Below are 12680 nucleotides of genomic sequence, written 5' to 3'. Positions count from 1 at the left end.
CGGTCTCCTACAGCTGGCGAACCGTCCGTATCCGGCTGGTGATCGCGCTCGCTATCATTACCGCACCGGTACACACCCACAAAACCCTGGCGTTGCCAAAATGCATCGCCAGCGGCCCGGCGGCCAATTCACCCAGCGGAATGGCGATAAAGGAGCCCATCGCGTCGTAAGCGTAAACGCGAGCCAGCTTTTCGCGCGGGATATGCGTTTGCAGCGCGTGCGCCCAGACCACGCCGAAGTGGCCGAAGCCGATGCCCGCCAGGCAGAAACCGCCCATCAGCACCGGCGTTGCTGCTCCGCTCGCCAGCAGCAGAATCGGCACTGCGCAAAACGCTACCATCATCACCCCGATAAACATGGCGCGGCGCGGCCGCCAGCTCAGCGCGATACAGGAGCCAATAATCAGCCCGACGCTTTGCGCCGCTATCATCAATCCCCAGCTGGCGCGGCCAAATGTGGTATCCGCAATCACCGGGCCCAGCACCATCACCATGCCGGTAAAGGCGGCATTCACTACCGCGAACTGCGCTACCACAGCCCAAACCCAGGCGCGTGCCGTAAACTCACGCCAGCCGTCGCGCAGATCCTGCCAGAGAGTGGCGGGTGCGCCTGCAGGTTGATAAGGCGTGCGAATGCAGAAATAGAGCGGTGCGGCAATGGCGAAACCCAACGCATCAACAGCCAGACCCCAGCCTGGCCCGATTGCGCTGGTCATCACGCCGCCAAGCGAGGCGCCCAGCACCGTGCCGACGTAGACGCCGACCTGAATAAAGGCGTTCGCCTGGCGCAGCCGCTGCGCAGGCACGGTCTGCGGCACCAGCGCCGAAGAGGCGGGCAGCGCGATGCCGGCCGCCGCGCCGTTTATCATGCTGAGCGGCAGCAACAGCGGAATAGTCGCCATGCCGCTCAGTACCAGCCAGGCGACCACGCCCTGCGAGCATGCGGCGACGGCGGAAGATGAGAAAAGCACCAGGCTACGCGAGTAGCGATCCGCCAGCACGCCGCCAAACAGCAGAAAAGCGACGTTGAACACCGAACGAGCAGCTACCACCAGCCCCAGATCCGCTGCCGTGCCGCCGATATCCAGCACGGCGAAGGCCAGCGCGACAGGCGCGACGCTGTTGCCCAGCACGGTGAGAAAACGGGCCAGGAAAAGGTTTCTGAAGGGCGTATAACGCAAGATATGCCGCAAGGGCGAAACGGCGACGTTAGCGTTCACGGCGATATCCTCGCACTTTCTCTCTGCGTTGGTTGCCGTCTGTCGCCGCCACGCACTTATTGCATAGTCCGCTCATTCTTCCGCCTGTCGCCTCCCGCTTGACTTATTAACCCCATAAAAAGAGGGAGAATAATAGCGGCTGCGCCGGCGCTTGCCCATCGCAATTTAAGTCAAACGGTAAACCTGTAGTGCGAGCCGTCCGGCAGCTCAATATTAAGCTGCAGCCTGCCGCCCGCCGCTTCGATATAACGTTTTAGCGTGGAGAGCTTGATATCGCGGCCCGGCTTTTCCATCCCCGCCACGGTAGGCTGTTTAACGCCCAGCGCCTGCGCCATCTCGCTTTGGGTTTTCTGCACCCGCTCGCGCAGTTCCGCCAGATGGATATCCAATTTTATCTCTGCGGCCAGTTTTTCCGCCGCGGCCACAACATGTGGCTCTTCCTCCGCCAGCATCTGTTCTAATGTACGCATACGTCACCTCTGGTTCTGTTCAGATACTCTGTAAACTCCCGATCGGCTTAAACCACCCGTCGAATCTGTCCGTTGTTGTGATCTTCCACATATGAAGCTCCCTGCTAATATAACTCCAGACCTATATAGGCTACAACCTATAATGCAACTTTTTGTCTGGTCAGGCTTCCGCTGATATTCAGAAGCCCGGAGTGCTTTCCAGAGAAATAACGAAGTGCGACATTCTTTACAGCGAGATTACGATCGGGCTCGCTTTATAACCGGGATAAGGGCTGATGCCGCTTCCCTTGCGGCAGATCAATAAAATCCGCGCGGTAACTTATTAGCCTTTTGCAGCGGCTAAGCTGGCTGCGCGCGATGCCGGACAGGCTAAGAGATCCTATGACCACTTTCGAAAAGCGTATTCAGGTTAGCTATAGTCAGAGCCAGATGTACGACCTGGTCGCCGATGTCGCCGCCTATCCCGAGTTTTTACCCTGGTGCCGCCAGGTTGATATTCTTGACGACAAACCGGACAGCAAGCTGGTCAGGATCGGGCTGCGCTTTCAGCAGCTTCCCGAACTCAGCCTGACCACCAAAGCAACTTTCTGTCCGCCGCGTTCGCTGCATCTGCGGCTGGTTTCCGGCTCCTTTCTGTCACAGTTTGAGGGCGACTGGCTGTTCGACGCCAACGGCCAAACGAGCTGTACCGTCACCTTCCGGGTAAAATATCGTTTTTCGAATGGGTTGCTCAGGCTGGCGCTCGCGCCTTTTTTCAGCCTGACGATCGGTATGCTGCCCGGCCTGTTTATTCAACGCGCCCGGCAACGCTATGGGGCGCCCTGAGCCCTTTACCCTTCCGCCCTTTTCCCTGCGCCGATTGCCTTGCTTGTTCATTTGATCTAAAATTTCGTTCAAATGAACAGCCCGGAGGACGTATGACTTTTTCGCTTTACCGGCCTCAGTCCCACGGCGCGCCAACTTCGCTGCTGCTCGCCCTGAAACTGCCCGAAACGCTTGCGGAAGCACACCGCATGATTATTCGCGGCCTGAATGCCAGCCTGGTCAGACAAATGGCCAAAGAGTCCAGGCTGGACGAGGCGATGCTATGCCGTATGGCCGGTATCGATCGCAATACCTACAGCCGTCGTTTAAACAGCGCCAGCCAGCTTTTTTCTGCGGAACAAGGCGGCCGAATTTATACGCTGGGACGCGTGCTATCCGCCGCCAGCCAGCTCTTCAATGGCGATACCGAACGCATGGCGGCGTGGCTTAATACGCCCGCCAAAGGCCTGGGCGGACAGAAGCCCGCGGATATGACCTCGACGCCCGCGGGCGCGGAAGCCGTGCTGAATCTGATCGGCCAGATCGAGCATGGCGTCATCACCTGATGAAAACGGCAACCTTCTACCGGCTGGTGAAGAGCGGCTATGCCAACAGCGCCTTCGACGGCAGCGGCGCCAGGCTGTACGGCGGACGCTGGAATTCCGCAGGCAAAAGCTGCGTTTATCTGGGGTCGAGCAAAGCTTTATGCGTGCTGGAAGCGCTGGTGCATTTGCAGCTTGCCGACCTCGCCAGCGGCTACACGATGCTCTCTGTAACGGTTCCTGCCGCGCTGGTGTCGCAGCTGGATATCCGCGATCTGCCGGAAGACTGGCAGAGCGATCCGGCGCCCGCTTCCACAAAAGCCATCGGCGACGGCTGGCTGCAGAGCAGCGATAACGGCCTGGTGCTACAGGTGCCGAGCACGCTTACCGGCGAAGGGAACGCGCTGTTTAACCCTGCTCATCCTCAGGCCGCTGCAGCGCTAAAAACGGTCAGCACAGAGCCTTTCTTTTTCGATCCGCGCTTCGCTAAATATCCTCAGGCCGCTATCACGGCGTCATAACACCAGCATTACCCGTACGACGCCATCGGTTCCGGCATAATCTGTCTGACCGCATAACTCCGCCGCCGCCTTTTTCGTAATCCTGACTATCCTTATCTTTCCGATACGCTCATCTAAAAAGAGCGATCGCCACCACCTTTTTCAGGCTTGCCTGTATGAGCAATGAGGCAGTGTCGACACCCTTTCCGTAAGCGCTGCGCACACTGTCGGTGACCTCCCCAATCTGGAGACGACAATGACTCAACTTTATTCCATGCGGCTTACCGTGAACGGCGAAAGCCGCCAGCTGACGGTCGATCCGCGCACCACCCTGCTGGATGCGCTGCGGGAGCATATTGACTTAACCGGCGCCAAAAAAGGCTGCGATCAGGGCCAGTGCGGCGCCTGTACGGTGCATATCGATGGCGAACGCGTGTTGAGCTGTCTGACGCTGGCGGCCCAGGCGGAAGGAAGGGAAATCACCACCATCGAAGGACTGGCAGGCGCCGACGGGACGCTCCATGCGGTTCAGGCCGCTTTCCTGCGCCACGACGCCTTTCAGTGCGGCTACTGCACATCCGGCCAGATTATGTCGGCGGTCGCCTGCATCAAAGAGGGCCACGCCGGCTCTGACGATGAGATCCGCGAGTATATGAGCGGCAATCTTTGTCGCTGCGGCGCCTATCCCAATATCGTGAAGGCCGTGAAGGACGCGGCGGCCAGCCTGAGCCAGGAGACGATATCATGAGAGAGTTCAACTATCGGCGCGCGGTGGATCTCAACGACGCTGTCACGCTGGGCAGCCAGCCGGAAACCCGCTTTCTGGCTGGCGGCACCACGCAGCTGGATCTGATGAAGTGCGGCGTCGAGCGCCCCGCCACGCTGGTCGATATCAGCCATCTGCAGGATTTGCACGATATTACCCTCAGCGACAGCGAGCTGACGCTGGGCACGCTGGTGAAAATGAGCCAGGCGGCCGACAGCAAAACGGTAAAAACCTTTGCGCCCGCGCTGGCGGAAAGTCTGGCGCTGGCCGCCTCGGCCCAGCTGCGCAATATGGCCTCGCTGGGCGGCAACATCCTGCAGCGCACGCGCTGCAGCTATTTTCGCGATCCGCAGGCTTACTCTGCCTGCAACAAGCGCAATCCCGGCTCTGGCTGCGCCGCGCTGAACGGACTGAATCATAATCATGCGGTATTAGGCACCAGCGACAGCTGCATCGCGCTCTATCCGGGCGATTTTGCCGTAGCGCTGACCGCCTTCGACGCGGTGCTGAACCTGCAAAACAGCGCGGGCGAGCAGCGCTCCGTGCCCGTTATCGATTTTTTCCGTCTGCCTTCCGATCGTCCCGATCTTGAGCATCAGCTTGCACCCGGCGAGATGATCGTCAGCCTGACGCTGCCGCGCAGCGCCGTGCTGGCCCGCTCGCACTACCTGAAAGTACGCGATCGCAGCTCCTATGAGTTCGCCGCCGCCAGCGCCGCCGTAGGACTGGAGATGGAAGAGGATAACCTGACCATCAAGGAAGTCCGCGTCGCGCTGGGCGGCGTGGCCACCAAACCCTGGCGCGCCAGTCAGGTGGAACAGGCTTTAAAGGGTCAGCGTCTGGATGAGAAAACACTGCGCAAAGCAGCGGAAAAAGTTACCGAGGGCGCCATCGCCCGTCAGCATAACGGCCATAAAATTATTCTTGCGCCTCGCGTTATCGCCAGGGCTTTGATGACCGTAGGAGGTCTGGTATGAGCACGACGGAAACCCATACCCCCAGCCGCCAGCAGGCTTTAGGCAGCCCGCTCGATCGCGCCGACGGCAGGCTGAAAATTCAGGGTCTGGCGACCTATGCTATTGAAAAGTCGCTGGAGAAGATGGCTTATGCGGTCGTAGTGCAGTCGACCATTCCCTTTGGTCGCATTAGCGCCATGCATCTTGAGCACGCGCGTCAGTCGCCCGGCGTGCTGGCGGTTTATAACCATCAAAGCGGCCTGACGATTCATCCGGCTAAAACCTTTGGCGAAGGCGGCGCCGCGGCCCAGGCTTTTCTGCCGCTGCAGGATGACAAGGTTTTGTGGAACGGTCAGCATATTGCGCTGGTGGTGGCTGAGACGCTGGAGCAGGCTACCGAAGCCGCCGCGCTGATTGAAACCGAGTATGAGCAGCAGCCCGCGATTATCCATCCCGACCATCCCGACGCGAAGCCGGAGACGGTAGATGCGCTAACGGTTGCCTGGGGCGATGCCATCCCCGCGCTGGCGCAGGCTGAAGTACAGATCGGCGGCGTCTACACCACGCCAAGAGAATATAATTCGCCTATTGAGCCGCACGGCTGTATCGCGCACTGGCAAAACGGCAGCCTGACGCTGTGGGAGCCGAGCCAGTGGGTTGGCGGCGCGCGCCAGGTGGTGTCGGAGTGGATGGGGCTTGACCACGACAAGGTGCGGGTAATCTCGCCCTATGTCGGCGGCGGCTTCGGTTGTAAGGGCGGCATTCAGCCGCATAGCGCGCTGGCCTGCGTCGCGTCCCGCGAGCTGAATCGCCCGGTTAAGCTGGCGCTGACCAGGCCGCAAACCTTTACCGCTTTTGGCGGCAGGCCGCGTACGCATCAGCAGCTGGCGCTGGGCGCAAGCCGCGACGGGACGCTTCAGGCCATCGTGCATGACAGCTGGAACGAAACCGCGCTGAAGGATGTTCATCAGGAGCCCTGTAACTCAGTAACGGCGTTGATGTACGCCGCGCCGAATTTCCTGTCGCACCACAAGCTGATTCATCTGAATACCGTTAATCCCAGCTGGATGCGTGCGCCAGGTGAAAATCCCAGCGCTTTCGCGCTGGAAGTGGCGATGGACGAGCTGGCCTGGGCGCTAAAAATGGATCCGCTGGCGCTGCGGCTGAAAAACTATGCGGAGCAGGATCCGCAGGCCAACATTCCCTGGAGTTCACGGCAGCTGCGCGAGGCTTATCAACGGGGCGCCGAAGCCTTCGGCTGGAGCAAACGCCCGCCTGAACCGCGCAGCCTGCGCGAGGGTCGCCAGCTGATTGGCTGGGGCATGGCTTCCGGCACCTATCCGGTGCGCCGCACGCCGGGCGAGGCGCAGATTGTGCTTTCCGGCGACGGCGCTATCGAGGTACGCAGCAGCGGCGTGGATATCGGCACGGGAACCTATACCATTCTGGCGCAGACGGCAGCGGATGTGCTGCTGGTGCCGCCGGAAAGCATTACCGTTTCGCTGGGCGATACGCTGCTGCCGCGCGCGCCGGTGGCGGGCGGCTCGCAGCTGGCGAATTTGCTGACCGGCGCGGTGCATAAAACCGCGCTGGCGCTGCGCGATATGCTGATCACGCTGGCCGTCACCTGCGAAAAATCGCCGCTTTGGCAGCAGGCGCCGTCAGCCGTTTCGCTGGCAGACGGCTTTCTCTGGCTGACCAGCAGCCCCGATCTGCGCATCGGCTTTGCCGATCTGCTGAAGCTGAGCGGTCATGACAAGCTGGTGGCGCATCAGGACACCTTCGATAAAACAGCCAGCGAGGAAGATCGCAACAAAGCGGATCGCACCTCTTCCATGATGCTGCCGCCGACCGACGGCGGCGTCTCCGCCCATAGCTGGAGCGCGATCTTTGTCGAGGTCGCCGTCGACGAGGATTTCGGCACGGTGCGCGTTAAGCGGATGGTCGGCGCCTTCGATTCCGGCCGCATCTATAACCCCAAACTCACAGAGAGCCAGTGGATCGGCGGCATGGTAATGGGCATTGGTCAGGCGCTGCTGGAGGAAGGACTGATCGATGACCGCGACGGCCGCATCAACAACGCCAACCTGGCCGACTATCTGGTGGCGGTCAATGCGGATATTCCCGAGCTGACCACGATAGACGTTGGCAAGCCCGACTATCTGGCGACCGTGCTGGGCGGCAAAGCCGTCGGTGAGCTGGGGATCGTCGGCGTAGCGGCGGCCATCTCCAACGCGGTCTGGCACGCAACCGGCAAACGTATCCGCGACCTTCCCATTACTCAGGACAAACTGCTGTAGCCGTTGGCGGGCTCTCCGACGGCCCGCGATTTTTATGCAGCACCACATCCGCCATCACCGCCAGCGCAATTTCGGCTGGCGTTTTACTGCCAATCGCCAGCCCGATGGGCGCATGGATACGGTTGAGCTGCTCCTCCGTGAAGTCCGCGATCGTTTTCAGCCTTTTACGCCGGCTTTCGCTGCTGCGTTGCGAACCTATTACGCCGATATAAAAGGAGTCGGTGCGGATAGCCTCCATCAGCGTCAGGTCATCAATGCGGGGATCGTGGGTTAGCGAAATAATCGCGCAGCGGCGCGGGCAGCCCTCACGTTCGATAAACTTTGCCGGAAACTGACGAACAAGCTGTACCTGCTCGTTCAGGCTTGCGGCGTAATCGTTTAAAACTTCGGGCCGGTGTTCGCAAACAACAGTATTGAACCCCAGCGCGACGGCAAACTCGCTACAGCAGAGCGCGGCCGCCGACAGACCGGCAATCAGCACGGCTGGCGCCGCCGCCAGCCGCAGCGTCAACTGCCCGTCTTCCCGATCCACGCCGTTTTGATTCTCCGCTTCGCCTGCCCGTAGCGACTGACAGGCGTGCGGCAGCGTAAAATGTTTTACCAGCGCGCCGTAACCTTCCAGCAATGCGCGCTGCTGTTGCAGATAGTGGCGATTTTCCGCCGTCGAAGGCAGATACTCCACCAGTACCTCCAGCGTGCCGCCGCAGGGCAGCGTCCGGTTCGGCGTCAGCCCGCCTTCGCCATAGCGGATTACCTGAGCGGGCTGGCGGTAGTAGCCGGCCTGAATACGCTGCAGGAAATCCTCCTCCACGCAGCCGCCCGACAGCGAGCCGCAGACGGCGCCGCGCGCGTTGGCAACCAGCAGCGATCCCACCGCGCGCGGCGAAGATCCCCAGGTGGCGATCACGGTGCAGAGCCAGACAGGCTCTGTCGCAATCCACTCTGCTGCCTGCTGCATAACCCGATCATTTATCGACCTCATTATTTCCTCCCGTCGGCAGCTGCGAAGGCAGATCGATATCGCGCAGGATGGTTTCATCACGCATTTCAATCGTATACAAAGGAAACTGCACCAGCAGACTGCGCGCGCCCTGCTCTTCGCTTAGCGTACTTAGCGCCTGAAAAGCGCCGCGACCAAAGCCTACCGGATGGCCGGGACGACCGTTAAAAGTCGGGCGAACGGCGCCGTCTTCGACCACTTTTCCCGCCACCAGCCGCAGCGTATCCGCAGTGATGAAAGGCATATCGGCCAGGTGGATCAGCCAGCCATCCCAGTCAGCCGTATGGCGAACGCCCGCCGCGATCGATTCGCCCATACGGGTATTTTCCACCAGCACCGTGGCGATGCCCTGCTGTTCGCAATATTGACGAATAGCGTGCTGCCCGGGCCGCGTCACCACGCAGACAGGCAGGCCGCTCTGCTGCGCCGCCAGGCAGCTGTGAACGAATACCGTTGCTGACTGACCCGACGCATCGGCGAACTCCGCCTGCAGCTTGTCGGTTGCGCCGCCCGCCGCTTTATATCTTTGTCCGCGTCCGGCGGCAATCACCAGCACGCCGATCGTTTTTTCCCTGTGCTCGCCCCAATCCATATCCCTTTCCTTTGTTAACGTTCAGGCTGTCAGCCTAACGCAATTCCCCTTCAGGCGGCCAGCCTGACGCAAATTTCTCCAGATGAGCAGCAATTCAGACGGCGCCTGTGCGCGCACGCGTTATTTCAGCTAACATGCTGTTAAGAAAACAATAACAGCCCGAGGAGACACCCATGACGCGTTCCCCACAAGGACTCACCGTAGACGAGGCGCTGGACAAACTGGACGCCCTGTATGAGGCGGCGGTCGACGCGCTACGCCAGGCTATCACCACTTATGTCAGCGAGGGCACGCTGCCTGATGCGGCCAGCCGCGACGCCGGACTTTTTGTCTACCCCGAGCTGCGCGTCAGCTGGCAGGGCGACGCGATGGACCACAAGCTGTCGCGCGCTTTTGGCCGCTTTACCCGTCCCGGCAGCTACGCCACCACCATTACCCGTCCGGCGCTGTTTCGCCATTATCTGCACGAGCAGCTGACTATGCTCAGCAGCGAGTATCCGGTGACGCTGGAAGTCAGGCCGTCCCGTCAGGAGATCCCTTTCCCCTATGTGATCGACGGCTCTAACCTGGGTCTGGATCGCAGCATGAGCGCCGGATTGGCCCAGCATTTCCCTACGACAGAACTGGCGCAGATTGGCGACGAGAACGCCGACGGGCTCTATCAGCCGGGCGAAAAATTTCCGCTGTCGCATTTTGACGCGCTGCGCACCGACTTTTCGCTGGCCAGGCTGCGCCACTATACCGGTACGCCGGTCGAGCATTTCCAGTCCTGGGTGCTGTTTACCAACTATACCCGCTATGTCGACGAGTTCGTGCGCTGGAGCTGCGAGCAGATCGCCGACCCGACTTCGCCTTATGAGGCGCTATCCTGCGCGGGCAGTATTTATATCACCGCCGAAACGCCCGATCCTCAGGCCACGATTTCCGGCCTGGCCTGGAAAAACCACCAGATGCCTGCCTGGCACTTAATCGCCAAAGAGGGCCAGGGCATTACGCTGATTAACATCGGCGTCGGCCCGTCGAATGCGAAAACCATCTGCGACCATCTGGCGGTACTGCGTCCACACGCCTGGCTGATGATTGGCCACTGCGGCGGCCTGCGCGAGAGCCAGGCTATCGGCGATTACGTGCTGGCTCACGCCTACCTGCGCGACGACCACGTGCTGGACGCGGTGCTGCCGCCGGACATTCCGGTGCCGAGCATCGCCGAAGTGCAGCGCGCGCTGTTTGACGCCACTAAACAGGTCAGCGATATGCCGGGCGAACAGGTCAAGCAGCGGCTGCGTACCGGTACGGTAGTCACCACGGATGACCGAAACTGGGAGCTGCGCTACTCCGCTTCCGCGCTGCGATTTAACCTTAGCCGCGCGGTGGCGGTGGATATGGAGAGCGCCACTATTGCGGCTCAGGGCTATCGCTTCCGGGTGCCTTACGGCACGCTGCTGTGCGTTTCTGATAAGCCGATCCACGGCGAAATCAAGCTGCCCGGCCAGGCAAACCGTTTTTATGAAGGCGCCATCTCCGAGCATTTACAGATAGGCATCTGCGCTATCGACTTGCTGCGTGCGGAAGGCGACAAGCTGCACTCCCGCAAGCTGCGTACCTTTAACGAGCCGCCGTTCCGTTAAGCTTCACGGCAGGCGGTCTTTTACAAAGGTCATCCACTGAGATCGGGCGGGCGCAGAGGCTTCCGCCCGATTTTTTTTGCCCGCCGTCGCCTGAATGACCGCTTGCAAAGGGCTAAACGTTTAGCGGCGGCGGCCAGGCGTTTAGCTGGCCGGTATCCAGCGCTTTTCCGTAGCTTCGGCGTCATAGTGCAGCGGCGAAGGCAGCGTAATCAGCTCGATCAACACGCCAAAAGGCGTACGGCCAAACCAGGTCTGATTTCCCTTTCCCTCTTCCTGCGCAAAGCAGTCGCTGGGGCCATTAAACATCTCCGCGCCGTGCTGGCGCATTCTTTCGCCCGCCTGCTGAATATCATCCACGTAAACGGAAAAATGGTTAACGCCAGCGTGGCTGATGCCCTGTTTTTCGTTGGCCGTTACCGGGCTGGTCTGAAACAGCTCGACATTGCAGCCGTTGCGCAGCCGCAGCATGGCCAGGCCGGTAACCTGCATCTCTGGCGGAAAGCCGTTAAGCGGCCGCATCGCTTCGCCTTCGACCTTTTGTTCAGGCTCCTCAGGCGGCACGATGCGATATAGTACGCTGGCGTCCAGCGCGTTAATAAAAAACGCTTCCGCTGCGGGCAGATCGGATACCGTGATGCCAATGTGTTCAATGCCTCTGATACTCATCGCTTTTTTCCTTGTGATAAACCTTCCTTAAGCCTGGCAGAGGCGTGATGTTTGTCACATTTTTGCCGCAAGCGCTTGATGAAAAGCCCTCAATCGCTCGCGGCTTTCCGCTTACTTCACGCTAATCCAGCGCCTTTCCAGCGCGGAGACGGCTATCGCTTCCAGCACTTTTGACACCTGCAGCCCTTCGGCGAAGTCCGGCCACATGCGATCGTCGGCCGCCACGCCGTTAATCAGATCGCGGATCTCCACCGTTTTCTGATCGTTAAAGCCGATGCCGTGTCCGGCAGAGACGCAAAACGCGGCGTAGTCAGGATGCGCCGGGCCGGTGAGAATGGTTTTAAATCCCTGGCGTCCGGCAGCGTCGTTGTGCTGATAAAGCGCCAGCTCCGCCATTCTTTCCTGGGTATAGCGGAGAGTGCCTTTGGTGCCGGTCACCACATAGGTCAATCCCATTTTGCTGCCGCAGGCGATGCGCGAGGTTTCAATCACGCCGTGCGCGCCGCTGGCGAAACGCAGCAGCGCGCTGGCCTGATCTTCGTTTTCCACCTCGCGCACTACTGTAGGATCTTTCGCATCGGGACGCTGTTTGATAACCGTCTGCATATCGCCGGAAACCTCGTGGATCTCGCCCACCAGATAGTGCGCCATATTGACGATATGCGCGCCCAGATCGCCCAGCGCGCCAAGCCCGGCCAGCGCTTTCTGACAGTGCCAGTCCAGCGGCGTCTGCGGGCTGGCGAGATAGTCTTCGTTGTGCGTGCCGTAAAAATGCACCACCTCGCCGATTTCGCCGCTGGCGATAATCTCTTTCGCCAGCTGGCTGGTCGGGTTTTTCATATAGTTAAAGCCCACCAGCGTTTTAACGCCTGCCTGCGCCGCCGCGCGCGTCATCTCTTCGGCGTCCGCTACGTTCAGCGCCAGCGGTTTTTCAGAATAGACGTGTTTGCCGTGGCGAATCGCCTCCAGCGCCATCTCCTTATGCAGGAAGTTAGGCGCGCAGATGTCCACCACGTCAATGTCCGGGTCTGCTACCAGCTCATGCCAGTCGCCGGTTGCTCGCCTGAAGCCCAGCGCGGCCGCCTGCGCCTGCGCCGTCTGCGCGTTTACTTCTGCCACCATCTCACGCACGATTTCGCCTTTTAACGCAAAGACGGTAGCCGCCTGAGCGTAGGCGATGGCGTGGCAGCGCCCGATATAGCCGGTGCCGATCAACCCTATTCTGACCTTTTTCATC

13 protein-coding genes are annotated in these 12680 nt (G+C 60.3%); 7 read left to right on the top strand and 6 right to left on the bottom strand.

Going from position 1 to position 12680, the window contains the following annotated elements; all coding sequences use genetic code 11:
- Positions 1-7: 7 nt before the first annotated feature.
- Positions 8-1219, bottom strand: a complete 1212-nt coding sequence (locus tag MKZ79_RS01645; RefSeq protein WP_336139595.1) for an MFS transporter — start codon at positions 1217-1219, stop codon at positions 8-10.
- 170 nt (positions 1220-1389) lie between these two features.
- The gene (locus MKZ79_RS01640; protein WP_336139593.1) at positions 1390-1689 is read right to left on the bottom strand and encodes a helix-turn-helix domain-containing protein; all 300 of its coding nucleotides are present in this window, start codon (positions 1687-1689) and stop codon (positions 1390-1392) included.
- A 381-nt stretch (positions 1690-2070) separates the two neighbouring features.
- Between MKZ79_RS01640 and MKZ79_RS01635 the strand changes: the two genes are divergently transcribed.
- From MKZ79_RS01635 to MKZ79_RS01610, 6 genes are all read left to right on the top strand, one after another.
- Positions 2071-2514, top strand: a complete 444-nt coding sequence (locus MKZ79_RS01635; protein ID WP_336139592.1) for a type II toxin-antitoxin system RatA family toxin — start codon at positions 2071-2073, stop codon at positions 2512-2514.
- Between the two features lie 92 nt (positions 2515-2606).
- Positions 2607-3059 carry a type II RES/Xre toxin-antitoxin system antitoxin gene (gene parS / locus MKZ79_RS01630; RefSeq protein ID WP_336139591.1) on the top strand — a complete coding sequence of 151 codons (453 nt, stop codon included), beginning with the start codon at positions 2607-2609 and terminating at the stop codon, positions 3057-3059.
- Complete coding sequence (locus MKZ79_RS01625) at positions 3059-3556, top strand: RES family NAD+ phosphorylase (protein ID WP_336139589.1); 498 nt, start codon at positions 3059-3061, stop codon at positions 3554-3556. Before parS ends, MKZ79_RS01625 begins: the two co-directional genes overlap by 1 nt.
- 235 nt (positions 3557-3791) lie before the next feature.
- Positions 3792-4283: a (2Fe-2S)-binding protein gene (locus MKZ79_RS01620; RefSeq protein WP_336139587.1), complete on the top strand. Its 492-nt coding sequence runs from the start codon at positions 3792-3794 to the stop codon at positions 4281-4283.
- The gene (locus tag MKZ79_RS01615; protein WP_336139585.1) at positions 4280-5278 is read left to right on the top strand and encodes an FAD binding domain-containing protein; all 999 of its coding nucleotides are present in this window, start codon (positions 4280-4282) and stop codon (positions 5276-5278) included. The genes MKZ79_RS01620 and MKZ79_RS01615 overlap by 4 nt, the downstream gene beginning before the upstream one ends.
- Positions 5275-7557: a xanthine dehydrogenase family protein molybdopterin-binding subunit gene (locus tag MKZ79_RS01610; RefSeq protein WP_336139583.1), complete on the top strand. Its 2283-nt coding sequence runs from the start codon at positions 5275-5277 to the stop codon at positions 7555-7557. Before MKZ79_RS01615 ends, MKZ79_RS01610 begins: the two co-directional genes overlap by 4 nt.
- Here the strand turns inward: MKZ79_RS01610 and MKZ79_RS01605 are convergent.
- A complete protein-coding gene (locus MKZ79_RS01605; protein WP_336139580.1) occupies positions 7535-8539 on the bottom strand; it encodes an XdhC family protein in 1005 nt (334 codons plus the stop codon). The genes MKZ79_RS01610 and MKZ79_RS01605 overlap by 23 nt on opposite strands.
- Complete coding sequence (locus MKZ79_RS01600; RefSeq protein WP_336139578.1) at positions 8523-9149, bottom strand: nucleotidyltransferase family protein; 627 nt, start codon at positions 9147-9149, stop codon at positions 8523-8525. Before MKZ79_RS01600 ends, MKZ79_RS01605 begins: the two co-directional genes overlap by 17 nt.
- A 173-nt stretch (positions 9150-9322) precedes the next feature.
- Here MKZ79_RS01600 and MKZ79_RS01595 point away from each other — a divergent pair, with 173 nt between their 5' ends.
- The gene (locus MKZ79_RS01595) at positions 9323-10777 is read left to right on the top strand and encodes an AMP nucleosidase (RefSeq protein ID WP_336139576.1); all 1455 of its coding nucleotides are present in this window, start codon (positions 9323-9325) and stop codon (positions 10775-10777) included.
- A 141-nt stretch (positions 10778-10918) separates the two neighbouring features.
- Here MKZ79_RS01595 and MKZ79_RS01590 read toward each other — a convergent pair whose 3' ends face one another.
- Both MKZ79_RS01590 and MKZ79_RS01585 read right to left on the bottom strand, forming a co-directional pair.
- Positions 10919-11443, bottom strand: coding sequence for a VOC family protein (locus MKZ79_RS01590; RefSeq protein ID WP_336139574.1), 525 nt, complete (start codon positions 11441-11443; stop codon positions 10919-10921).
- A gap of 111 nt (positions 11444-11554) precedes the next feature.
- Complete coding sequence (locus MKZ79_RS01585; protein WP_336139572.1) at positions 11555-12679, bottom strand: Gfo/Idh/MocA family protein; 1125 nt, start codon at positions 12677-12679, stop codon at positions 11555-11557.
- Position 12680 lies beyond the last annotated feature (1 nt).

Origin of the sequence: Erwinia sp. CGal63, from assembly GCF_037026505.1 — a bacterium.
GTDB lineage: Bacteria > Pseudomonadota > Gammaproteobacteria > Enterobacterales > Enterobacteriaceae > Erwinia.
Note: the sequence above shows the minus strand (reverse complement) of the source record. Positions and strands in the feature narration are given on the sequence as shown.

What these genes read in the sequence shown, in the direction of transcription:
- MKZ79_RS01615 (WP_336139585.1), top strand. Translation starts at nt 4,280, where the DNA reads ATGAGAGAGTTCAACTATCGGCGCGCGGTGGATCTCAACGACGCTGTC.
- MKZ79_RS01595 (WP_336139576.1), top strand. Translation starts at nt 9,323, where the DNA reads ATGACGCGTTCCCCACAAGGACTCACCGTAGACGAGGCGCTGGACAAA.
- MKZ79_RS01585 (WP_336139572.1), bottom strand. Translation starts at nt 12,679, where the DNA reads ATGAAAAAGGTCAGAATAGGGTTGATCGGCACCGGCTATATCGGGCGC.
- MKZ79_RS01625 (WP_336139589.1), top strand. Translation starts at nt 3,059, where the DNA reads ATGAAAACGGCAACCTTCTACCGGCTGGTGAAGAGCGGCTATGCCAAC.
- MKZ79_RS01590 (WP_336139574.1), bottom strand. Translation starts at nt 11,443, where the DNA reads ATGAGTATCAGAGGCATTGAACACATTGGCATCACGGTATCCGATCTG.
- MKZ79_RS01640 (WP_336139593.1), bottom strand. Translation starts at nt 1,689, where the DNA reads ATGCGTACATTAGAACAGATGCTGGCGGAGGAAGAGCCACATGTTGTG.
- MKZ79_RS01610 (WP_336139583.1), top strand. Translation starts at nt 5,275, where the DNA reads ATGAGCACGACGGAAACCCATACCCCCAGCCGCCAGCAGGCTTTAGGC.
- MKZ79_RS01620 (WP_336139587.1), top strand. Translation starts at nt 3,792, where the DNA reads ATGACTCAACTTTATTCCATGCGGCTTACCGTGAACGGCGAAAGCCGC.
- MKZ79_RS01635 (WP_336139592.1), top strand. Translation starts at nt 2,071, where the DNA reads ATGACCACTTTCGAAAAGCGTATTCAGGTTAGCTATAGTCAGAGCCAG.
- parS (WP_336139591.1), top strand. Translation starts at nt 2,607, where the DNA reads ATGACTTTTTCGCTTTACCGGCCTCAGTCCCACGGCGCGCCAACTTCG.
- MKZ79_RS01600 (WP_336139578.1), bottom strand. Translation starts at nt 9,149, where the DNA reads ATGGATTGGGGCGAGCACAGGGAAAAAACGATCGGCGTGCTGGTGATT.
- MKZ79_RS01605 (WP_336139580.1), bottom strand. Translation starts at nt 8,539, where the DNA reads ATGAGGTCGATAAATGATCGGGTTATGCAGCAGGCAGCAGAGTGGATT.